Genomic DNA, 21074 nt, shown 5'->3' on the forward strand with positions numbered 1-21074 from the left:
CGGGGACCTCCTCATTCGACGGCCAGGCGCAGCGCGGCGGCCGTGGCCCAGGGCAGGGTGACCAGCGAGACCAGCAGCGCCGCGCCGAGCAGCGACAGCTGCGGGCCGGCGGCCAGGCCCTGCTGCGCGGCGGTGGTGGCGCCGCTGCCGAAGATCAGCGTCGGCACGCACAGCGGCAGCACGATCAGCGCGAGCAGCACATGCCCCCGCAGGCCCAGCGTCAGCGCCGCGCCGAAGGCGCCGAGCAGCGACAGGGCCGGCGTGCCGATCAGCAGCGCCAGCGCCAACACGCCGGTGGCCGTCGGCGCCAGGTCGTACTGCAGGGCCAGCAGCGGCGCGGCCACCACCAGCGGCGCGCCAGTCGACAGCCAGTGCGTCAGCGTCTTTGCGGCCACGACGGCCAGCGCGCCGCCGGGCGCCAGCACCGCCTGTTCCAGGCTGCCGTCGGCCAGGTCCGCTTCGAACAGCCGGTATTGGGACAGCAGCATCGCCAGCAGCGCCGCCACCCAGATCACGCCCGGACCGAGCACCGCCAGCAAGGCTGGATCCGGGCCGATCGCCAGCGGGAACAGGCAGGCGACAAGCGCGAAGAACACCAGCGGCCCGAGCGCGTCGGCCGGCCGGCGCGCCGCCAGCAGCAGGTCGCGATGCAGCAGCGCCAGCATCACGGCGCGGACTCCATGGCGCCGACGACCGGCGCCGAGGCGATGCCCGGATCGGGCCGGGAGGATGCGGGCCGAGATGATGCGGGACCCAGTGTCAGCGCGATGCAGCGGGGCAGCGGCAAGGCGAGCGGCTGATGGGTGGCGACGACGGCGAGGCCGCCGGATTCCAGATGCGCCGTCAGCAGCCGGGCGAAGACCTGCTCGCCGTCGCCATCGAGCGCGGCGGTCGGCTCGTCGAGCAACCACAGCGGGCGCGCGCTGGCTCGCACCCGCGCCAGCGCAAGCCGGCGGCGCTGGCCTTGCGACAGCCGCCGCGCCGGCGTCGCCGCCGCCTGCCGCAGGCCGACCTCCTCGAGCGCGGTCTCAAGCGCCGCCGGCGGCAGGGCGTGGCCCCCGATGCGCGTGGCCAGCGCGAGGTTCTCACGCGCGCTCAGGTCCAGGCTCAGGCCGTTCTGATGCGCCAGGTAGGCCAGGCTCGCCGGGGCGGCGCCCTCGACCACGCCGTGCTCCCGCGGCAGCAGGCCGGCGAGCTGACGCAGCAGGCTGCTCTTGCCGCTGCCGTTGGGGCCGCGCAGCGCCAGCGCCTGCCCGGCGTGAAGCTCGAAACTCAGGTCGCGGAAGAGCCAGCGACCGCCGCGCGCGCAGCCCAGGCGTTCGACGCGCAGCGCGCGGCGCGGCGCATCAGGCGCATCAGGCGCATCGGGGGCGTCGGTGGCGGCGCGACCGTCGAGGTCGCCGCGCTCACGATGCGCCATCGCCCGGACGGCCCTGGGGGGCCGCGCCCGTTCTGGCCGCGTCGTCGCCCTTGGGCACGTGCTGGCCCGGGCTGTCGGACGGGCCCTCGCCCGGCGGGATGTGCGGCAACCGGTGCGCGATGCCCTTGTGGCAGTCGATGCAGGTCTTCTCCTTGTTGGCGAGGTAGGTCGAGTGCATCGCCTGCGCCCGCGCGCTCTGCCGCGTGAAGTCCATCGACCCGTAGTTGTGGCAGTTGCGACACTCCAGCGAGTCGTTGGCCTTGAAGCGCGCCCACTCGTGCTTGGCCAGCTCGAGCCGCTTGTCGTGGAATTTCTCCGGCGTGCTGATGGTCCCGAAGATCTTGCCCCAGACCTCCTTGGACGCCTGCATCTTGCGGGCGATCTTGTCGGTCCAGTTGTGCGGCACGTGGCAGTTGGAGCAGATCGCCCGCACGCCCGAGCGGTTGGTGTAGTGGATGGTGCTCTTGAGCTCCGCGTAGACGTTCTCGCGCATCTCGTGGCAGCCGGTGCAGAAGGCCTCGGTGTTGGTCGCCTCCATCGCGGTGTTGAACGCGCCCCAGAAGACGACGCCGCCGATGAAACCGCCCAGCGTCAGGAAGCCGAGGCTGAAATGGACGCTGGGCCGTCGCAGGACGGTCCAGTAGCGCGTCAGGAGCCGGATCGTGGCTTGCAGCATGGTCCGCTCCCGGGCTCACTTGCGGCCCGCGGGCGCCGGGGCGGCCTTGCGGGTCTGCGGGTTCAGGGTGTCGCGCCGGATCAGCGTGTCGATGTCGACGAAAGTGTTGGGCACCACCAGGGGCGCGGCGTCCTGCGGCACGTGGCATTGCACGCAGAAGTAGCGCCGCGTCGAGACCTGCCCGAGCATGTGCCCCTCGCGGTCCATGTAGTGGGTGATGCTCACCGGCACCGCCTGCGACACGGATGTCTTCGCCCGCGCATGGCAGTCCAGGCACTTGTTGAAGTTCTTGTCCAGCTGGTAGCCGTCGATCCGGTGCGGGATCGTCGGCGGCTGCATCGCGTAGTTGCGGGTGCGGCGCAGGTCGTCGTTGATCTGGTTGCCCAGCAGCGGCGGCTTGGTGGTCTCGGTGATCGGCGTGGGGCCGCGCGCCGCGTCGATGAAGGGCTGGCCCGGCTTCGGTCCGGCCGGCTGCGCCGCGGCCAGGCCGGCGGTCAGCAGCGCGGCGCCCGCGATGCCGGCCGCGCGGCCGGCTGCATGACGGGCTGCATGTCGGACCACACGGGCGACGATCGCCAGGAGCCGGCGCGGGAGAGTGTGCATCGGGGTCATCGCGCGTTCTCCTTCAGGCGACCTTGGTGATCTTGACCGCGCACTTCTTGTAATCCGTCTGCAGCGAGATCGGATCGGTCGCGTCCAGGGTCACCTTGTTGATCAGCTCGCTCGCGTCGAACCAGGGCACGAACACCAGGCCCTGCGGCGGCCGGTTGCGGCCGCGGGTCTCGACCCGGGTCTGCATCTTCCCGCGTCGCGACGAGATCTCCACCAGCGAGCCGCGCCGCACGCCCAGCGCCTTGGCGTCGTCCGGATGCATGTAGCAGTAGGCGTTGGGCACCGCGCGATGCAGTTCCGGCACGCGGCGCGTCATCGAGCCCGAATGCCAGTGCTCGAGCACCCGTCCGGTCGAGAGCCAGAACGGATAGTCCTTGTCCGGGGACTCGGGCGGCGGCTCGTAGGGCAGGGCGAAGATGTTGGCCTTGCCATCGGGGTTGCCGTAGAACTGCCAGCCGGTGCCGGCCTTGACGTAGGGATCCTCGCCCTCGCGGTAGCGCCAGCGCGTCTCCTTGCCGTTGACCACCGGCCAGCGGATGCCGCGCGCCTTGTGGTACTCGTCGAACGGGGCCAGGTCGTGCCCATGGCCGCGGCCGAAGCTGGCGTACTCCTCGAAGAGGCCCTTCTGCAGGTAGAAGCCAAAGGCCTGCGCCTCGTCGTTGGCGTAGGCCTTGTCGACGTCCGCCAGCGGGAACTTGTCGACATGGCCGTTGCGGTAGAGCACGTCATACAGCGTCTTGCCGCGCAGGCCGGGTTTCTGGTCGATCAGTTCCTGCGGCCAGACCTCCTCGACCTTGAAGCGCTTGGAGAACTCCACCAACTGCCACAGGTCGGAACGCGCGTCGCCCGGCGCCTTCACCAGCTGGTGCCAGAAGTGGGTGCGGCGCTCGGCGTTGCCGTAGGCGCCTTCCTTCTCGACCCACATCGCGCTGGGCAGGATCAGGTCGGCGGCGACGGCGGTCACCGTCGGGTAGACGTCGGAGACGACGATGAAGTTCTCCGGATTGCGGTAGCCCGGGTAGGTCTCCTGCATCAGGTTGGCGCCGGCCTGCATGTTGTTGTTGACCATCACCCAGTAGGCGTTGAGCGCGCCGTCCTTGAGCTTGCGGTTCTGCTCCACCGCGTGATAGCCGGGCTTGGCCGGGATGGTGCCCTCGGGCAGGCGCCAGATCTCCTCGGCGTGCGCGCGGTGCTTGGGATTGGTCACCACCATGTCCGCCGGCAGCCGGTGGGCGAAGGTGCCGACCTCGCGCGCGGTGCCGCAGGCCGAGGGCTGTCCCGTCAGCGAGAACGGGCTGTTGCCCGGCGTCGAGATCTTGCCGGTCAGCAGGTGGATGTTGTAGATGAGGTTGTTGGCCCAGGTGCCGCGTGTGTGCTGGTTGAAGCCCATGGTCCAGAACGAGGTGACCTTGGTCTTGGGGTCCGCGTACAGCTCGGCCAGCGCCTTGAGGCGGTTTTTCGGCACGCCGGTCAGTTCGGCGGTGTAGTCGAGGTCGTACTTGCTGACGAACTTCGCGTACTCGTCGAAGGTGATGGGCTTGGCGCCATTGGGGTCGCCGGCATTCTTCGCGGCCTTCTGCAGCGGATGCTCCGGCCGCAGGCCGTAGCCGATGTCGGGATTGCCCAGCTTGAAGTTGGCGTGCTTCTCGACGAACTCCTTGTTGACGCGGTTGGTCGAGATGATGTGATGGGCGATGTAGTTGAGGATCGCCAGGTCGGTCTGCGGCTTGAAGATCAGCTCGATGTCGGCCAGCTCGCAGGAGCGGTGCTCGAAGGTCGACAGCACCGCGACCTTCACGTCCGGGCCGCTGAGCCGCCGGTCGGTGACGCGGGTCCACAGCACCGGATGCATCTCGGCCATGTTGGAGCCCCACAGCACGAAGACGGTGGCGTTCTCGATGTCGTCGTAGCAGCCCATCGGCTCGTCCATGCCGAAGGTCCGCATGAAGCCGGTCACCGCCGAGGCCATGCAGTGGCGCGCGTTGGGATCGAGGTTGTTGCTGCGCAAGCCCGCCTTCATCAGCTTGGACGCGGCGTAGCCCTCCCAGACCGTCCACTGGCCCGAGCCGAACATGCCCACCGCCGTCGGTCCCTTGGCCTTGAGCGTCTTCTTGAACTGCTCGGCCATCACGTCGAAGGCGCGGTCCCAGCTCACCGGCTGGAACTCGCCGTCCTTGGCGTACTGGCCGTCCTTCATCCGCAGCAGCGGCGTGGTGAGCCGGTCCGCGCCGTACATGATCTTGGACAGGAAGTAGCCCTTGACGCAGTTCAGGCCGCGGTTGACCTCGGCTTCGGGATCGCCCTGGGTCGCGACGACGCGGTTGTCCTTGACCGCCACCTGCACATGGCAGCCGGTGCCGCAGAAGCGGCACGGCGCCTTGGACCAGGTCAGCTTCGAGGCCTGCGCGTAGGCGTTGCCGTCCTGGGCCAGGACCTCGATGGGAACGCCCGCCACGGCGCCGGCGGCGACGGCGGCGGAATGTCGGACGAAGTCGCGGCGAGTGCTCATGGTCGGGGTTCCTCTTGAAGGCAAGGCTCGGGTTCGGGTTCGGGTTCGACGTGCTGGTAGACCAGCGCGACGTTGACCACGCCGGGCAGGCCTTGCAGCTCGCCGACCTGGTCCAGGATCTCGCCGGCGGTATTGCCGTCCAGCGTCACGACCAGCTTGCCGCTGGCCGAGCGACCGTGGAGTCGCGCCGACGGCATCCGGTCGACCGCGGCGGCGGCGGCGTCGAGCAGGCGTGGCAACACCTGCACCACCACGCTGGCGATGTGCATCTCTGCGGGCATGGCATGCCTCGGAAGGGGTTCAGGGCCGCGATCGGCGGCGTGTGGCCGGAGGGATCGCGTGGAGACGCCGCGGCGGCGGCGGTGGGGGGCGGTTGCTACCCGCCGGGCGGGCCGGCGAACATCTGGTAGACCCAGACGGTGAATCCATAACCCGCGACGGTGACGACGGCCAGCACGGGCGCCATCACGACAGCGAGGAACAGGAAGCTGCGCAGCTCTTCGGTGCGCGTCGACGGCGAGGCGTCGGTCGGAGGGAACAATGGCATCACGGCTTCTCCCTGGCGGTCGGCCCCTTGAACCTGGCGGTTTCTGTTTTGTGCGCGGGGCGACCAACCGGTTATAGCGGTGGCCTCCTCGGACTGTCAACGAGAACCCGCGTGTAACCGGCCCAAGGCCCCGATCACAGGGACATCGCGCGCAGGTCGTCCCGACGGGGGCAGGTGTTGCGGGGAACATGGGCGGCGATTCTTCGCCGCAGCCTCATGCCGCGTGTTGACGACTGTCAACGCAGGGGCCGGACGCCGTCAAAGGCCCGGCGCGTCGCTTCAGGACTGGCGCACGCGGATGCGCAGTTCGCCCTCGAGCAGCAGGCCTTCCTCGCGCAGCAGCCGCAGCAGCGTCGGCTGCAGGTGCCGCAGCTTGGCGGCGATGGCGGCGTTGTCGGCGACCAGGGTCCAGCCCTGCTCGTCCAGCGTGCCGGCCTGGACGAAGCGCTTCATCGCGCCCGGCAGCGCCACGCTCACCGCGGCCAGGTGCCGCTGCGACAGCGCCAGCTGCTGCCCCAGCCGCGCCAGCACGCCGTGCTGCGACATCGCCCGGCCGAAGTCCAGCGGATCGGGCGCTTCGGGCTTGACGCGGGGTGGCAGGTAGCGGGGCGGCATGGGTCGGCAGTGTAGTCCCGGCACTGGAAAACCCGCATCCGGACCGGCACGGCGCGCGCCTGGGCCGGCCCGGGCGCGCGAGGGGCGGGTGCTAAACTCCGCCGGTTTTTTTCCGCGCTGGCGCTTGCAGGCCGGGGTTTGCGTCCCCAACTGCACCGGTCGCGCGGAACTGCCCTCGGAGGCCGCCCACGAGGCGGTCCGGCGGGCGTCCGAGCCCGGTCGACCGGGCCCCACAAAAGAACTTCACGAAGCCGCATGTTGCCCAAGCTTTTGACCCAGATTTTCGGCAGTCGGAACGAGCGCCTGCTCAAGACCTACCGCAAGGTCGTCCAGCAGATCAACGCGCTGGAACCGCAGTTCGAAGGCCTGAGCGACGACCAGTTGCGCGCCAAGACCGAGGAGTTCAAGCAGCGCATCGCCAAGGGCGAGACCGTCGACGACATCCTGCCGGAGGCCTTCGCCGTCTGCCGCGAGGGCAGCAAGCGCGTCCTCAAGATGCGCCACTTCGACGTGCAGCTGATCGGCGGCATGGTCCTGAACGCCGGCAAGATCGCTGAAATGCGCACCGGCGAAGGCAAGACCCTGATGGCCACGCTGCCGGTCTACCTGAATGCGCTGACCGGCAAGGGCGTGCACGTCGTGACGGTCAACGACTACCTCGCGCGTCGCGACGCCGAGTGGATGGGCCGCCTGTACCGCTTCCTCGGCCTGACCGTGGGCATCAACTACTCGGGCCTGCCGCGCGACGAGAAGCAGGCCGCGTACAACGCCGACGTCACCTACGGCACCAACAACGAATACGGCTTCGACCACCTGCGCGACAACATGGTCTACGAGGTCCGCGACCGCGTGCAGCGCGGCCTGGCCTACGCGATCGTCGACGAGGTGGACTCGATCCTGATCGACGAGGCGCGCACCCCGCTGATCATCTCCGGCCAGGCCGAGGACCACACCCAGCTCTACGTCGCGATCAACGCGGTCGCGCCGCAGCTCAAGCGCCAGATCGGCGAGCTGGACCCGCGCACCGGCGAGGGCGTGATCGAGCCGGGCGACTTCACCGTCGACGAGAAGTCGCACCAGATCTACCTGACGGAAGACGGCCACGAGAACGCCGAGCGGCTGCTGTCGCAGGCCGGGCTGCTGACCGAGGGCGCGTCGCTCTACGACGCCGCCAACATCACCCTGATGCACCACCTGTACGCCTCGCTGCGGGCGCACCACGTGTATCACCGCGACACGCATTACGTCGTGCAGAACGGCGAGGTCGTGATCGTCGACGAGTTCACCGGCCGCCTGATGACGGGCCGCCGCTGGAGCGATGGCCTGCACCAGGCCGTCGAGGCCAAGGAAGGCGTGCAGATCCAGGCCGAGAACCAGACGCTGGCCTCGGTCACCTTCCAGAACTACTTCCGCATGTACGGCAAGCTGTCCGGCATGACCGGCACGGCCGACACCGAGGCCTACGAGTTCCAGGAGATCTACGGCCTGGAGACCGTGGTGATCCCGCCGAACCGCCCGACGGTGCGCCGCGACGAGCTGGACCTGGTCTACAAGACCACGAAGGAGAAGTACGACGCCGTCACGCAGGACATCCGCGACTGCCACGAGCGCGGCCAGCCGGTGCTGGTGGGCACGACCTCGATCGAGAACTCGGAGAAGGTCTCCGAGCTGCTGACCAAGGCCAAGCTCCCGCACCAGGTGCTGAACGCCAAGCAGCATGCGCGCGAGGCAGACATCATCACCCAGGCCGGTCGTCCGGGCGTGATCACGATCGCGACCAACATGGCGGGCCGTGGCACCGACATCGTGCTGGGCGGCAGCATCGAGAAGGACGTGGTCGCGATCGAGAACGACGAGGCCCTGTCCGAGTCCGAGAAGCAGGCCAAGATCGCCGCGCTCAAGGCCGAATGGCAGCAGCTGCACGAGCAGGTGAAGGCCGCCGGCGGCCTGCGCGTGATCTCCACCGAGCGCCACGAGAGCCGCCGCATCGACAACCAGCTGCGCGGCCGCTCGGGCCGCCAGGGCGACCCGGGCTCGTCGCGCTTCTACCTGTCGCTGGACGACCAGCTGATGCGCATCTTCGCGGGCGACCGCGTGCGCGCCATCATGGACCGCCTGAAGATGCCCGAGGGCGAGGCGATCGAGGCCGGCATCGTGACGCGCTCGATCGAGAGCGCGCAGCGCAAGGTCGAGGCCCGCAACTTCGACATCCGCAAGCAGCTGCTCGAGTACGACGACGTGTCGAACGACCAGCGCAAGGTCATCTACCAGCAGCGCAACGAGATCCTCGAGGCCGAGGACCTGCTGGCGCAGATCTCGCATCTGCGCACCGGCACGCTGACCGACGTGGTGCGCGGCTTCGTGCCGGAGGAATCGCTCGAGGAGCAATGGGACCTGGTGGCGCTGGAGCGCGTGCTGCGCGACGAGTGGAAGCTCGAGGTGCCGCTGGGCGAGATGCTCAAGAAGAGCGAGACGCTGACCGACGAGGATGTGCTGAACGCCGTGCTCAAGGCCGGCGACGCCGCCTTCCAGGACAAGCTGGACCGCGTCGGCCTGGAGCAGTTCACGCCCTTCATGCGCATGGTGCTGCTGCAGAGCATCGACCAGCACTGGCGCGAGCACCTCGCGTCGCTGGACTACCTGCGCCAGGGTATCCACCTGCGCGGCTACGCGCAGAAGAACCCCAAGCAGGAATACAAGCGCGAGGCCTTTGAGCTGTTCTCGCAGCTGCTGGACGCGGTGAAGCTGGAAGTGACGCGCGTGCTGCTGAACGTGCGCATCCAGTCGCAGGAGGAGGCCACCGCCGCCGCCGACGCGATCGAGCAGCGCGCCGAGAACGTCAGCAACGTGACCTACACCCATCCGAACGAGGATGGCTCGGTGTCGCAGGACGCGGCGCCGGTGGCGGGCGGCACGCAGGCCGTGCCCAGCGAGTGGGGCCATGTCGGCCGCAACGATCCCTGCCCGTGCGGCAGCGGCAAGAAGTTCAAGAGCTGCCACGGCAAGCTGGCCTGATCCGGTCTTGCTCCCGCTGATGAACGGCGCCCCTCGCGGGCGCCGTTTTGTTTTGGTGCCCTCCTCGCGGTCCTGCAAAGAAACTCCCTCGCCCCGCTTGCGGGGAGAGGGCGGTGGTGAGGGGCCGAGCCTCCTACAATCCCGCGCGCGGGCGCCGACGCTCGCGCTCGCACCGGACCGCCGCGTCCGGACGCCGACCCTCAACGACCGCCCACCATGCCCGTCAACCTGACCGCTCCCGATCCGCAAACCCTGCTGCCCGTGCCCGGCGTGCGCTTGGGCGTCACGATGGCCGGCGTGCGCAAGGCCAACCGTCGCGACCTCACGGTGATCGCGCTCGACGAGGGCGCCAGCGTCGCCGGCGTCTTCACCGCCAACCGCTTCTGCGCCGCGCCGGTGCAGGTCTGCCGCGAGCACCTCGCGTCGGGCGCGGCGATCCGCGCGATCGTCATCAACACCGGCAATGCCAACGCCGGCACGGGCGCCGACGGCCTGGCGCGCGCGCGCCAGACCTGCGACGCGCTCGCCGCCGAATTGAAGCTCGACGCGAAGCAGGTGCTGCCGTTCTCGACCGGCGTGATCATGGAGACGCTGCCGGTGGACCGCATCGTCGCCGGCCTGCCTGCGGCGATCGCCGCGCTGAAGCCGGACCACTGGGGCGAGGCCGCCGCCGGCATCATGACCACGGACACGCTGCCCAAGGCCTGCTCGCGCCAGCTCACCATCGGCGGCCGGACGGTCACCATCTCCGGCGTGTCCAAGGGCGCCGGCATGATCCGCCCGAACATGGCGACGATGCTGGGCTTCGTCGCCACCGACGCGGTGCTCGCGCCGGAGCTGCTGCAGCCCCTGGTCAAGGAAGCGGCCGACCTGTCCTTCAACCGCATCACCATCGATGGCGACACCTCGACGAACGATTCCTTCGTGCTGATCGCCACGCACCAGGCCGGCCACGATCGCATCACCTCGCTGACCAGCGCCGAAGGCCGCGCGCTGCGCGACGCCGTGGTGGCGGTCTCGCAGCAGCTGGCGCAGGCCATCGTGCGCGACGGCGAGGGCGCGACCAAGTTCATCTCGGTGGTGGTGCAGGGCGGCAAGACCGAAGAGGAATGCCGCAAGGCGGCCTACGCGATCGCGCACTCGCCGCTGGTGAAGACCGCGTTCTTCGCCAGCGATCCCAACCTGGGCCGCATCCTGGCGGCGGTCGGTTATGCCGGCATCGACGACCTCGACCAGGGCCTGATCGACCTGTTCCTCGACGACGTGCATGTCGTGACCAAGGGTGGCCGCCGCCCCGAGTACAAGGAAGAGGACGGCCAGCGCGTGATGAAGCAGAGCGAGATCACGGTGCGGGTGCACCTGAACCGCGGTCCGGCCGAGACGACGGTCTGGACCTGCGACTTCAGCCACGAGTACGTGACGATCAACGCGGACTACCGCTCCTGATCGAAGCCGCCGAGGGCGGTGCATGACGCGCGAACGGCGGCCCGAGGGCCGCCGTTGTCGTCTGTCGCGTCAGAAATCGACGGCGCGCGTGCCGCGCATGCCGCGCGCCAGCAGCGTCGCGTTGATGAGCTGCGCTTCCTCGCGGCTGCCGAAGGGCCAGACGGCCGCGCGCCAGCCGTCCTTGGTCTGGAAGACCTCGCCGTTGGGCACGGCGTTGCCGCCCAGCGTCTGGCCGATCATCTCGCGCATGCGCGCCAGCTGGGCCTCGGCATCGGCCTTGTTCTTCTGCGGCTGACCGACCAGCGCCACCAGCTTGCCGCCGGGCGCGGCGTCGCGCTTCATCAGGTTGCCCAGGCCGGCGTCGTCCACGCTCACCCGGCGCTCGGCCTCCGGCGACGAGGCGGCCGGCTTGCCGGCGTCCGGCGCCGGGCTCTCCTTCGCGGTGGCGGCGGCCGCCTGCTCGCGCTGGGCCCGCTCCACGCCGCTTTGCAGCGTCGGGCGGATGCTCGGGATCGCGGGTGCGCTCGGCGCCGTGGCGGCGGTCGCGGCGCTTGCGGGGGCCGAAGACGCCGCAGCGGCGGAAGTGGCTGAGGCGACCGAAGCGTCGGCCGAGGGAGCGACTTGCGAGGCAGCGGCGCTCGCGGCCGTCGGTGCCTCGGACGCCGCGGCAGCCGGCGCCGATGCCGATGCCGATGCCGACGCGGCGGAAGCCGCCTGCGTCGCCAGGGCCGCGGACGCCGCCGACGCGGCCTCGGCCGCGGCCTGCGCGGCGCGCTCTTCCTCCGATGGCTTGGACGACGGCCACAGCGCCCAGACCGCGGCGATGAGCACGAGTGCGCCAACGCTGGCAGCCACGCCCAGCCGCGCCGGATCCAGCGCGCGTCGACCCAGCACCCGGTCGCGCCGGCCGACGAGCACCCGTCGTCGCGCCGGCCCCGCATCGAAGGCGGCGCTCAGCAGCACCAATTCCATCGGCCATGCACCAGCCTGGTTCGTGTCGGCGGCCAGCGCGCGTTCATCGATCTCGACGCGCCGCAGCGGCAGTTCCTCCGGCGCGGCGGTGAAGCCGTGGTCCAGCGCCATCGCGGCCACCGCCGAGGTCTTCAGCCCCGGGATGAATTCATCGACCCACGCCGGCCGAGGCCCGTTCCCCGCGCCCTTGCGCTGCCATGGCAGGCGTCGCTTCGCCGGCGCGGGGGCGGCGCCCTCGGGCGGCGCGGTGGCGGCCTCGAGGCTCGGTTCCTTGGGCAGCGCCTGCGCCATGAAGGGCAGGGCGACGGCACCGACGGTGTGCACGTCCGCGATGCCGATGCGACGCGCCAGCGGATGTTTGTTGTGCCAGTTCACCAGCAGCCAGGCGACGACGTCCGGCGACGGTCCTTCCCACGGCGCGGCCGGCGCGGCGGGGGCGGGCGTGGCGGCGGGCGCGACCGCGCCGCCGTCGGGCGGCGGGGCGGTCGGGTCGACGTCGGGCGAGGCGGGGGTATCGTCCATGGCGCCGGCCATTGTGCGTCAGCCCCTGCGGGCCGATCGCCGCGCGACCGGGGCGAAGGCCCTGGAATTCGAGGCTTCGGCCCGGTCCCGTCCCCTTGAGAAGCGGGCATGGGATTTGTATGGTGGAACGCATGCCGTCCTTGCCGCTCCCGCCACCTCGACCCCCCCAGCCGCGCGCCGACATGCCGCCCGCCCGCACCGAAGAGGCCGTCGATGCCAGCGCTTCCGGGACGGGAACCGGATCTCCTGGCTCCTCGGGCATGGGTGATGGCGCAGGCGTTGGCACTGGCACTGGCGCCGACGCCCGCACCCGCCTGCTGGTCGTGCAGGCGCTGAGCGTGCAGCCGCTGGCCGCCGTGCTGGAGGAGAGCGGCTACGAGCTGCTCCGCGCCGCGGATGCGATCGCGGCGGTAGACGGCCTGGGCGCGCGGCCCTCGCTGGTGATCATGGACATGACCCTGCCCGACCTGCCGGGCGACGGCCCGCTGGCGTTGCTGCGGCGGCTGGCCGCCGGCCCGGCGCCGGTGCTGACGCTGAGCCGGCCGCAGGACCCGCCGCGGATCGGCGCGCTGCTGACCGCCGGGGCGGCCGAGTGCCTGATCAAGCCAGTGCGCATGAGCGAGCTGCTGATGCGGATCGAGCGCCTGCTGCGCCCGGCGCGCGGCACGGGCACGGCGGCGCCGCGCCGGCCGACGGCCAGCATGACGGTGCGCGAGCGTGACGGCCACTGCGCCTGGCAGACGCCGCAGGCGCGGGCCTTGATGGGCGCCTACTTCCCGCCGCCGTGGTCGGACCATGCGCGCCTGCCGCCGGAGGTGCTGGCCTGGCTGCACCGCGAGGCGCTGCGTCGGCGCGCCGGCGCGCCGCCGTCCTCGCTCACTGTGGCGCCGCCCTCCGGCGCACCGCGCCAGCGCCTGAGCTTCGCGCTGATGGCCGCCGACCCCGAGGTCATCGGCGACGGCCACTGGCTGCTGGTCCTGCGCGAAGCCGACGAGGCCGCCAGCATCGCGACGCTGGCCAAGGCGCTGGACCTGCCGCAGGCCGACGCCGAACTGCTCTTCGGCCTGCTGGGCCGCCCGCGCCCGGAGCAGCAGGCCGAGGCCCTGGGCCTGAGCGAGGCGGCCTACGGGACGCGGGTCGACGCGCTGTGCCGCCGCCTGGCGGTGAGCGACCTGATGCAGGCGCTCGAGCGCGCCCGCCAGGTCCTTGACCGGCCGGCCTGAGCCGGACAGGGGACAATCCGGCCCCATGTCCGCCGGAAATCCCCTGTTCAGCTCCCCTGTTCCCGACACGCCCGCGCCCGACGAGCGCCAGCGCTTCCTGCGCCTGCTGCGCACCGCGCTGGCCGAGCGCCGCTTCCAGCGCCTGCTGCTGGGCCGCCATGAGGGCGAGGACGCCTCGATCGAGCGCCTGACGGTGCGCGACATCGAACTGCGCGGCGAGCGCGCGCTCAGCTTCCTGTGGCGGCACAAGACCAAGGACGTGACCAAGAACCATCCGCTGGAGGAAGGCCTGGCGCTGCTGGAGCAGCTGCTGGGCCGCGATTTCCAGCAGGCCCACCTGGACACGCTCGGCGAGGAGGTCCAGCTGCGCTTCAGCCGCAAGGGCAAGCCGCTGCTGCAGGTGGGGAAGAAGGCCGCGCCGCAGGCGGGCGGCCCGGCCGGCCCCGACGGCCCGGCCGGCGAGGGCGCTTCGGTCGCGCCCGGCGGCCATGACCGCGCCAAGCCGCGCGAGCTGTCGATGGCGCAGCCCTTCTGGCGCGACCTGGGCGTCACCCACGAGCTCAAGGGCCAGGCCGCGCTGGTGCCGGCGATGGCGCGCAAGTGGAAGCAGATCAACAAGTTCATCGAGATCTTCGGCGCCGCGGTCCGCAAGGCGGGCCTGGACGCTCCGGCCGGCGCGGACCGCCCGGTGCGGGTGGCCGACTTCGGTTCCGGCAAGGGCTACCTGACCTTCGCGATGCACGACTGGCTGCGCGCGCAGGGCCTGGTGCCGCAGGTGCAGGGCGTGGAGCTCAAGCAGGACATGGTGGCGCTGGGCAACGCGGCCGCGGCCCGGCACGGGCTGGCGGGACTGAGCTTCGAGCATGGCGACGTGCGCGAGCGCGGCGACCAGCCGCTGGACGTCATGGTCGCGCTGCATGCCTGCGACATCGCGACCGACCACGCGATGCACTTCGGCCTGCGCAGCGGCGCGCGGATCATCATGTGCGCGCCCTGCTGCCACAAGGAGATCCGGCCGCAGATGAACACGCCGGCCGCGCTGCGGCCGCTGCTGCAGCACGGCATCCACCTGGGCCAGGAGGCCGAGATGGTCACCGACTCGCTGCGCGCGCTGCTGCTGGAGCTGATGGGCTACGACACGCAGGTCATCGAGTTCATCGCGTTGGAGCACACCAGCAAGAACAAGATGGTGCTGGCGGTGAAGCGGCCGCAAGACCTGGCCCCGGCGCGGCGCGCGGAGCTGCTGTCGCAGCTCGACGAGATCAAGCGTTTCTACGGCCTGCGCAGCCAGGCGCTGGAGACGCTGCTGCGCGTCGAAGGGCGGCTCGAGGTCGACGGCGGCGTGAACCGCGCGTGAAGCTCCCCGGAAGGCCGCTGCGCCGAGGGTGCTGCCTGAAATTGAGGCAGCGCAAGAAAGGTCCTGGCGGATCAAGGGCTTGAAGGCGCCGGCCTCAGCTTTTCCCACGACTTGTCCACAGCGGGCGTGGGCAATCGGCATGTCGATTGCCGCTTCGGCGACATGTCGAATGTCCTCGCCCCCATTCCCGCCCCGGTGCCCTGGCTCGCCCGCGTCCTCGGCGTGGTGCTGCTGATCCTCGGATTCGTCATGCTGGCCGCGGGCGGCCTGCTGGCGTCGCTCGGCGGCAGCTGGTTCTATGCGCTGTCGGGCCTGGCCTGGGCCCTCATCGGCGCGCTGATGTGGGGCCGGCTGCGCGAGGCGGTGCTCGGCTACGCGCTCTACTTCCTCGCCACGCTGGCATGGAGCCTCTGGGAGGCCGGCCTGGACTGGTGGCCGCTGGGCGCGCGGCTGGGCGTGCCCTTCGTCCTCGGCGCGGTGCTGCTGGCGCTGGTGCCGACGATGCGCCGCCACCTGCCGGTGGACGATCCGCGGCGCGTCGCGTGGCGCAGTCCGCCGGCGCTGGTGCTGGCCGCGGCGCTGGGCGCCTTCGTGGTCGTGGCCGTCGTGTCCTGGACGCGGGACCTGCACGCGCTGGAGGGCACGATGCCGGCCAACGGTGCGGCGCGCCCGCCGGGCGTGGCGGCATCGGGCGCCGCGGCCGTGCCCGATGGTGAATGGCACGCCTACGGCCGCACCGGCTTCGGCCAGCGCTGGTCGCCGCTGGCGCAGATCACGCCGGCCAACGTCGGCGACCTCAAGCTGGCCTGGGAGTTCCGCACCGGCGATGTCCGGGGCCGGCCCGGCGATCCGAAGGAGACCACCTTCGAGGTCACCCCGCTCAAGGTCGGCGAGCGGCTGTTCCTCTGCACGCCGCACCAGACGGTGCTGGCGCTGGACGCGACGACGGGCCGCGAGCTCTGGCGCTTCGATCCGCAGGTGCGCGGTGAACTCGCGCTGCAGCACCTGACCTGCCGGGGCCTGTCCTACCAGCCGCCGCCCGATCCGATGGCCGCCGCCGGCGCGCAGGCACCGGCCTGCGCGGCCAAGCTCTTCATGCCGACGGCCGACGCGCGCCTGATCGCGCTCGATCCCGCCTCCGGCAAGCCCTGTCCCGCCTTCGGCCGGCAGGGCGCGGTCGACCTGTGGGCCGGCATGCCCAACGCCAAGCCGGGCGCGTACTACTCGACCTCGCCGGTGGTCGTCACGCGGCGGCTGGTGATCGTCGGCGGCACGGTGCTGGACAACGCGTCGGTCAAGGAACAGTCCGGCGTGATCCGCGCCTACGACATCGAGACCGGCGCGCTGGTCTGGAACTGGGACTCGGCCAACCCGGACGCGACCGCGCCGCTGCCGGCCGGACAGACCTACACGGCCAACTCGCCCAACAGCTGGTCGGTGGCCAGCGTGGACGAGGACCTCGGCCTGGTCTACCTCCCGATGGGCAACCAGCCGCCCGACCAGTGGGGCGGCAAGCGCTCGGCGGCGGTGGAGCGGCATTCGTCCTCGGTGGTGGCGCTCGACCTGGCGACCGGCCGGCTGCGCTGGGTCTTCCAGACGGTCCACCACGACCTGTGGGATTACGACGTGCCCGCGCAGCCGGTGCTGGTGGACCTGACGGTGCGCGGCGCCCGGGTGCCGGCGTTGGTGCAGCCGACCAAGCAGGGCGAGCTGTTCGTGCTCGACCGCCGCGATGGCCGGCCGGTGTTTCCGGTGACCGAGACGCCGGCGCCGCAGGGCGCCGCGGCGGGCGACTTCACCGCGCCGACGCAGCCGGTCTCGGCGATCTCCTTCAACCCGCCGGTGCTGCGCGAGCGCGACCTGTGGGGCGTGACGATGTTCGACCAGCTCTGGTGCCGCATCGCCTTCCACCGCCTGCGTTATGAGGGCCGCTTCACGCCGCCGTCGACGCAGGGCTCGCTGATCAACCCCGGCAACTTCGGCGTCTTCAACTGGGGCAGCATCGCCGTCGATCCGGTGCGCGGCATCGCCTTCACGACGCCGGCGGTGCTGGCCTTCACCTCGCAGCTGGTGCCGCGCCGCGACGACAGCTCCCAGCTGGTGCAGGACGAGGGGCCGCCCAGCGGCTCGCTGCCGGCGCTGAACGAGAACTTCGGCGCGCCCTTCGCGTCGCGGATGAAGCCCTTCACCTCGCCGCTGGGCGTCCCGTGCCAGGCGCCGCCGTGGGGCACGGTGGCCGGCGTCGACCTGAACGAGGGCCGCATCGTCTGGCGCCACCGCAACGGCACGGTGCGCGACCTTTCGCCGCTGCCCCTGCCGCTGCGCCTGGGCGTGCCCAGCCTGGGCGGACCGCTGATGACCGCCGGCGGCCTGGCTTTCCTGTCCGGCAGCATGGACGACTACGTCCGCGCCTACGACGTCAACGACGGCCGCGTGGTGTGGGAAAGCCGCCTGCCGGCCGGCGGCCAGGCCACGCCGATGACCTATCTCGGCGCGGACGGGCGACAGTACCTGCTGGTGGTCGCCGGTGGGCATGGGTCCACGGGCACCAAGCCTGGCGACCACGTGCGCGCCTACGCGCTGGAAAAGCGCTGAGCGCCGCAAGAAAAGAAGCCCGGCCCCTCGTGAGAAGGGCCGGGCAAGAGCGCTGGGACGCCGCCTGGACACCCTGACTGCGAGGGCGTGGCGCTGCGGCGTGGCGATTCGGAAGCGCGTGCGCGCCGGCCATGAGGCGACCCGCGAGGGGCCGCGGCCTGGGCGCGTGGATCGGGGAGGACGTCAGTCGCGTCGCGACCGCGCCGGGGCGGGCCTGGCCGGGCAGGGATGCGAGCAGGGACGCGGGAGCGTGGTCTGCGGGCAGGCGGGCGTGCGGCGTGTCTTCATGCTTCGCATCATCGCCGCCGGGCGCGCCGGCGAGCCGCGAAGAACAGGCCCCAAATCCGGCCAAACAACTGGCCGGATTTCACCGCCATTTCCGCTGGCAGGGCGCCGTGGCGCGCGCACCGGCGCCGATCGGGACGCGGAGGTCCTCAGCTCACTTGACGTCCATGCCGAAGGTGTTGGCGATGAAGGCCAGGATGTCCGCGCGCTCCTCGATGATCTTGGAGGTCGGCTTGCCGGCGCCATGGCCGGCCTGCGTCTCGATGCGGATCAGCTTGGGCGCGGGGCCGGTCTCGGCGGCCTGCAGCGTCGCGGTGTACTTGAAGCTGTGGGCCGGCACGACGCGGTCGTCATGGTCGCCGGTGGTGACCAGGATCGCGGGGTAGCGCACGCCGGGACCGCTCTTGATCGTGTGCAGCGGCGAATACGCCAGCAGCGCCTTGAACTCGTCCGCGTTCTCCGAGCTGCCGTAGTCCGAGGTCCATGCCCAGCCGATGGTGAACTTGTGGAAGCGCAGCATGTCCATCACGCCGACCTGCGGCACCGCCGCGCCGAACAGCTCCGGACGCTGGTTCACGACCGCGCCCACCAGCAGGCCGCCGTTGGAGCCGCCATTGATGGCGAGCTTGGCCGGCTGGGTGTACTTGTTGGCGACCAGGTACTCGCCGGCGGCGATGAAGTCGTCGAAGACGTTCTGCTTCTTGAGCTTGGTGCCGGCCTCGTGCCAGCCGGCGCCGTACTCGCCGCCGCCGCGCAGCACGGCCAGCACGTAGACGCCGCCCATCTTCATCCAGGTCGCGGCGGTGACGCCGTAGCCGGGCGTCATCGGCACGTTGAAGCCGCCGTAGCCGTAGAGCAGCGTCGGGTTGCTGCCGTCCAGCTTCAGGCCCTTGCGGTGCGCGATGAAGATCGGCAGCTTCGTGCCGTCCTTGCTGGTGACGAAGACGCGCTTGCTCTCGAACTGGCTGGCGTCGAACGCGGTCTGGGTGCGCTTGAAGAGCTCGGCGCGGCCGGTCTTCGCGTCCAGGCGCCAGATCTCGCCCGGCGTGGTCAGGCTGGTGTAGCTGAAGAAGGTCTCGGGATCGTTCCACTTGCCGCCGAAGCCGGCGGCGGTGCCGACGCCCGGCAGCTGCAGGTCGCGGACATGCTTGCCGCTGGGCGCATGCACGCGCACCAGCGTCGAGGCATCCTGCAGGTAGCTCAGCACCAGGTGGCCGCCGACGCCGCTGGCGGCGGTCAGCGCGTCCTTGGTCTCGGGCACCAGCGTGGTCCAGGTCTTGGGATCCTTGGCGGTCCAGTCCTTGTCGAGGTCGATCGCGATCAGGCGGCCGCGCGGCGCGTCCTTGTCGGTCTTGACGATCAGGCGCTGGCCGTCGAGCACGACGGGGCTGTACTCCGCATCGAAGCTCAGCGTCAGCGGGACCGGCTTGGCGCCGGCGTAGCCGCCCTGGCCGTCCAGCGGCAGCAGCATCAGGCCGTTCTTGCGGGCCGAGCCCTTCCAGACATTGATGAGCGCGAGGCGGCCGTCGTCGGTGACCTCGACGTTGAAGCCCCATTCCTTCTCGGCCGGGTTCTCGGCGACCAGCACGTCGGCGGACTGGGCCGTGCCCAGGCGGTGGTAGTACACCTTCTGGAAGTAGTTGGCGCCGGTGAGGGCCGCGCCGGCCTTGGGCGCGTCGTAGCGCGAGTAGAAGAAGCCCTTGCCGTCGGGCGTCCAGGACGCGCTGGAGAACTTGACCCACTCGATGGTGTCGGGCAGGTCCTTGCCGGTGTCGAGGTCGCGGACCTTCCAGGTCTGCCAGTCGGAGCCGGCGCCGGCGGTGCCGTAGGCCATCAGCTTGCCGTCGCGCGACACGGCGCCGCCGGTCAGGGCGACGGTGCCGTCCTTGGACAGCGTGTTGGGATCGAGCGCGACCTGCGGCGTGTCCTTCAGGCTGCGCGCGGTGTAGAGCACCGCCTGCTGCTGCAGGCCGTCGTTGCGGGTCCAGAAGTAGCGGCCGCCTTCCTTGTAGGGGACGCCGAACTTCTCGAAGTTGTAGAGGTCGGTGTAGAGCTTGCGCGCGGGCAGGCGCTGCGGCATCGCGGCGAGGAACTTGTCGGTGACCGCGTTCTCGGCCTGGACCCAGGCCTTGGTGTCGGCGCTGTTGTCGTCCTCGAGCCAGCGGTACGGATCGGCCACGGTGGTGCCGTGGTAGTTGTCGGTCTGCTCGACCTTGCGGGTGACCGGGTAGCTCAGGCCCTGCGAGGCGGTGGCGGAGGCAGCGGCGGGCGCGGGGGTTTGCGCGGTGGCGGCCGCGCTGGCGCCGAGTCCGACCACCAGCGCGGCGGTCAGCGTGAGACGGGAATGCATGCGGTGTGCTCCTGAGAGTCGGGGAGCCGCCCCGCGTGGCTCGTGGCCGGGCGGGGCGGTGGGCCGGCATTGTGCCCGGCCCACCCGGGGGTGCCTTTGGTCAGGGCGGGGAAACACCGAGGGGCTCGGAGGGCGTCGGCGAGCGGCGACCGCGCCTGGCTGTGGCGTGAGGGGCTGGCTCAAAGTGGTCGACTTTCGGCGAGCGCTGACTGGTCCCAGTCGTTTTGGGCGGCTGGCTGAATCCGGGCTGTCGCCAGCGCGCTCAGACTGCTCTTCTCCTCCTTGTTGGAAAGTGCAGGTGCAGAATGAATGCCCTCCTTGAGCGCATCGACTTCAGTCCGTATATGAGCAAGCTCTCCGCATTGACCGTCCACATTGCAGCGGAACTGAAAAGCGAACTTGAGGAGCGAGCGCGGCGCGCTCGCTTCACGGTCGACGAACTGGTCGAGCAGATGATCCGCGCCGCGCTGTTCCGGAGCTCAGCCGAGTACCACGATCCTTCCAGCGAACGTGCGAAGGAGTTCCGCATGATCGAGGCCGGCCTGGCCGAGATCCATCGCGGCGAGACGGTCTCGTGGGAGGACGTCGAGAAGTCGCTGGACCAGCTTCTCGGAGCGGCGGGGTCCGAGGACCTCCCGTCGAAACGGTGAAGGTCGCCTTCAGCCGAGTTGCCCAGACAGAACTCTTCGACATCCTCATTCGAATCTTCCACGAGAACCCCTTCGCCGCCCGAAAGATGCGGAAGGAGTTCTTCAGGAAGCTGTCCCTGCTGGCGTTCCAGCCAGGCTTGGGGACGCGAGGGGAAGACTTCGAGACTCGAGAGACCTTTGTCAAGGGACGCTACCGCATCGTCTATCGCGTGGAAGACGAGGTGCTCTGGATCGCGCGGATCATCCACACGGCGAGGCTGTGGCCACCTGGTTGAGGCAG

Annotated in this window: 17 protein-coding genes; 7 read left to right on the plus strand and 10 right to left on the minus strand. The window is 70.7% G+C overall.

Annotated features, from left to right (window positions below; all coding sequences use genetic code 11):
- Positions 1-11: 11 nt before the first annotated feature.
- From ccmB to BM393_RS03235, 8 genes are all read right to left on the minus strand, one after another.
- Positions 12-665 (minus strand): heme exporter protein CcmB, encoded by a 654-nt coding sequence (gene ccmB / locus BM393_RS03200; RefSeq protein ID WP_091721786.1) that lies wholly within the window; start codon positions 663-665, stop codon positions 12-14.
- Positions 665-1420 carry a heme ABC exporter ATP-binding protein CcmA gene (gene ccmA / locus BM393_RS03205; protein ID WP_091721790.1) on the minus strand — a complete coding sequence of 252 codons (756 nt, stop codon included), beginning with the start codon at positions 1418-1420 and terminating at the stop codon, positions 665-667. The genes ccmB and ccmA overlap by 1 nt, the downstream gene beginning before the upstream one ends.
- On the minus strand, positions 1407-2096 hold the full coding sequence (locus tag BM393_RS03210) for a cytochrome c3 family protein (RefSeq protein ID WP_091721793.1): 690 nt from the start codon (positions 2094-2096) through the stop codon (positions 1407-1409). Before BM393_RS03210 ends, ccmA begins: the two co-directional genes overlap by 14 nt.
- A gap of 15 nt (positions 2097-2111) precedes the next feature.
- Complete coding sequence (locus BM393_RS03215) at positions 2112-2708, minus strand: nitrate reductase cytochrome c-type subunit (protein WP_254783189.1); 597 nt, start codon at positions 2706-2708, stop codon at positions 2112-2114.
- Positions 2709-2721: 13 nt separating this feature from the next.
- The gene (napA, locus tag BM393_RS03220) at positions 2722-5217 is read right to left on the minus strand and encodes a periplasmic nitrate reductase subunit alpha (protein ID WP_091721798.1); all 2496 of its coding nucleotides are present in this window, start codon (positions 5215-5217) and stop codon (positions 2722-2724) included.
- A complete protein-coding gene (locus tag BM393_RS03225) occupies positions 5214-5498 on the minus strand; it encodes a chaperone NapD (RefSeq protein ID WP_254783190.1) in 285 nt (94 codons plus the stop codon). The genes napA and BM393_RS03225 overlap by 4 nt, the downstream gene beginning before the upstream one ends.
- A gap of 95 nt (positions 5499-5593) precedes the next feature.
- Positions 5594-5764 (minus strand): periplasmic nitrate reductase, NapE protein, encoded by a 171-nt coding sequence (napE, locus tag BM393_RS03230; RefSeq protein ID WP_091721808.1) that lies wholly within the window; start codon positions 5762-5764, stop codon positions 5594-5596.
- A 279-nt stretch (positions 5765-6043) separates the two neighbouring features.
- A complete protein-coding gene (locus BM393_RS03235) occupies positions 6044-6379 on the minus strand; it encodes a hypothetical protein (protein ID WP_091721812.1) in 336 nt (111 codons plus the stop codon).
- 255 nt (positions 6380-6634) lie between these two features.
- Between BM393_RS03235 and secA the strand changes: the two genes are divergently transcribed.
- Positions 6635-9394: a preprotein translocase subunit SecA gene (gene secA / locus BM393_RS03240; protein ID WP_091721816.1), complete on the plus strand. Its 2760-nt coding sequence runs from the start codon at positions 6635-6637 to the stop codon at positions 9392-9394.
- A gap of 216 nt (positions 9395-9610) precedes the next feature.
- On the plus strand, positions 9611-10840 hold the full coding sequence (gene argJ / locus BM393_RS03245; protein WP_091721819.1) for a bifunctional glutamate N-acetyltransferase/amino-acid acetyltransferase ArgJ: 1230 nt from the start codon (positions 9611-9613) through the stop codon (positions 10838-10840).
- 69 nt (positions 10841-10909) lie between these two features.
- On the opposite strand, the gene BM393_RS03250 is transcribed toward argJ, so the two are convergent.
- Complete coding sequence (locus tag BM393_RS03250; RefSeq protein WP_091721822.1) at positions 10910-12334, minus strand: hypothetical protein; 1425 nt, start codon at positions 12332-12334, stop codon at positions 10910-10912.
- Between the two features lie 260 nt (positions 12335-12594).
- Here BM393_RS03250 and BM393_RS03255 point away from each other — a divergent pair, with 260 nt between their 5' ends.
- The 3 genes from BM393_RS03255 to BM393_RS03265 all read left to right on the plus strand — a co-directional run bounded on the left by BM393_RS03255 (position 12595) and on the right by BM393_RS03265 (position 17509).
- The gene (locus BM393_RS03255; protein ID WP_175538171.1) at positions 12595-13557 is read left to right on the plus strand and encodes a response regulator transcription factor; all 963 of its coding nucleotides are present in this window, start codon (positions 12595-12597) and stop codon (positions 13555-13557) included.
- A gap of 25 nt (positions 13558-13582) precedes the next feature.
- Positions 13583-14914 carry an SAM-dependent methyltransferase gene (locus tag BM393_RS03260; protein ID WP_091721833.1) on the plus strand — a complete coding sequence of 444 codons (1332 nt, stop codon included), beginning with the start codon at positions 13583-13585 and terminating at the stop codon, positions 14912-14914.
- Between the two features lie 162 nt (positions 14915-15076).
- On the plus strand, positions 15077-17509 hold the full coding sequence (locus tag BM393_RS03265; protein WP_175538172.1) for a membrane-bound PQQ-dependent dehydrogenase, glucose/quinate/shikimate family: 2433 nt from the start codon (positions 15077-15079) through the stop codon (positions 17507-17509).
- Between the two features lie 439 nt (positions 17510-17948).
- Here the strand turns inward: BM393_RS03265 and BM393_RS03270 are convergent, their stop codons facing one another.
- On the minus strand, positions 17949-20144 hold the full coding sequence (locus BM393_RS03270; RefSeq protein ID WP_091721836.1) for a prolyl oligopeptidase family protein: 2196 nt from the start codon (positions 20142-20144) through the stop codon (positions 17949-17951).
- 305 nt (positions 20145-20449) lie between these two features.
- Here BM393_RS03270 and BM393_RS03275 point away from each other — a divergent pair, with 305 nt between their 5' ends.
- On the plus strand, positions 20450-20794 hold the full coding sequence (locus tag BM393_RS03275; protein ID WP_091721839.1) for a hypothetical protein: 345 nt from the start codon (positions 20450-20452) through the stop codon (positions 20792-20794).
- Positions 20791-21069 carry a type II toxin-antitoxin system RelE/ParE family toxin gene (locus BM393_RS03280; protein ID WP_175538173.1) on the plus strand — a complete coding sequence of 93 codons (279 nt, stop codon included), beginning with the start codon at positions 20791-20793 and terminating at the stop codon, positions 21067-21069. Before BM393_RS03275 ends, BM393_RS03280 begins: the two co-directional genes overlap by 4 nt.
- Positions 21070-21074: the final 5 nt, after the last annotated feature.

Origin of the sequence: Mitsuaria sp. PDC51 (assembly GCF_900113225.1) — a bacterium.
Lineage (GTDB): Bacteria > Pseudomonadota > Gammaproteobacteria > Burkholderiales > Burkholderiaceae_C > Roseateles.

Coding starts and splice junctions, on each gene's coding strand:
- ccmB (WP_091721786.1), bottom strand. CDS start 665: ATGCTGGCGCTGCTGCATCGCGACCTGCTGCTGGCGGCGCGCCGGCCG.
- ccmA (WP_091721790.1), bottom strand. CDS start 1,420: ATGGCGCATCGTGAGCGCGGCGACCTCGACGGTCGCGCCGCCACCGAC.
- BM393_RS03210 (WP_091721793.1), bottom strand. CDS start 2,096: ATGCTGCAAGCCACGATCCGGCTCCTGACGCGCTACTGGACCGTCCTG.
- BM393_RS03215 (WP_254783189.1), bottom strand. CDS start 2,708: ATGACCCCGATGCACACTCTCCCGCGCCGGCTCCTGGCGATCGTCGCC.
- napA (WP_091721798.1), bottom strand. CDS start 5,217: ATGAGCACTCGCCGCGACTTCGTCCGACATTCCGCCGCCGTCGCCGCC.
- BM393_RS03225 (WP_254783190.1), bottom strand. CDS start 5,498: ATGCCCGCAGAGATGCACATCGCCAGCGTGGTGGTGCAGGTGTTGCCA.
- napE (WP_091721808.1), bottom strand. CDS start 5,764: ATGCCATTGTTCCCTCCGACCGACGCCTCGCCGTCGACGCGCACCGAA.
- BM393_RS03235 (WP_091721812.1), bottom strand. CDS start 6,379: ATGCCGCCCCGCTACCTGCCACCCCGCGTCAAGCCCGAAGCGCCCGAT.
- secA (WP_091721816.1), top strand. CDS start 6,635: ATGTTGCCCAAGCTTTTGACCCAGATTTTCGGCAGTCGGAACGAGCGC.
- argJ (WP_091721819.1), top strand. CDS start 9,611: ATGCCCGTCAACCTGACCGCTCCCGATCCGCAAACCCTGCTGCCCGTG.
- BM393_RS03250 (WP_091721822.1), bottom strand. CDS start 12,334: ATGGACGATACCCCCGCCTCGCCCGACGTCGACCCGACCGCCCCGCCG.
- BM393_RS03255 (WP_175538171.1), top strand. CDS start 12,595: ATGGGTGATGGCGCAGGCGTTGGCACTGGCACTGGCGCCGACGCCCGC.
- BM393_RS03260 (WP_091721833.1), top strand. CDS start 13,583: ATGTCCGCCGGAAATCCCCTGTTCAGCTCCCCTGTTCCCGACACGCCC.
- BM393_RS03265 (WP_175538172.1), top strand. CDS start 15,077: ATGTCGAATGTCCTCGCCCCCATTCCCGCCCCGGTGCCCTGGCTCGCC.
- BM393_RS03270 (WP_091721836.1), bottom strand. CDS start 20,144: ATGCATTCCCGTCTCACGCTGACCGCCGCGCTGGTGGTCGGACTCGGC.
- BM393_RS03275 (WP_091721839.1), top strand. CDS start 20,450: ATGAATGCCCTCCTTGAGCGCATCGACTTCAGTCCGTATATGAGCAAG.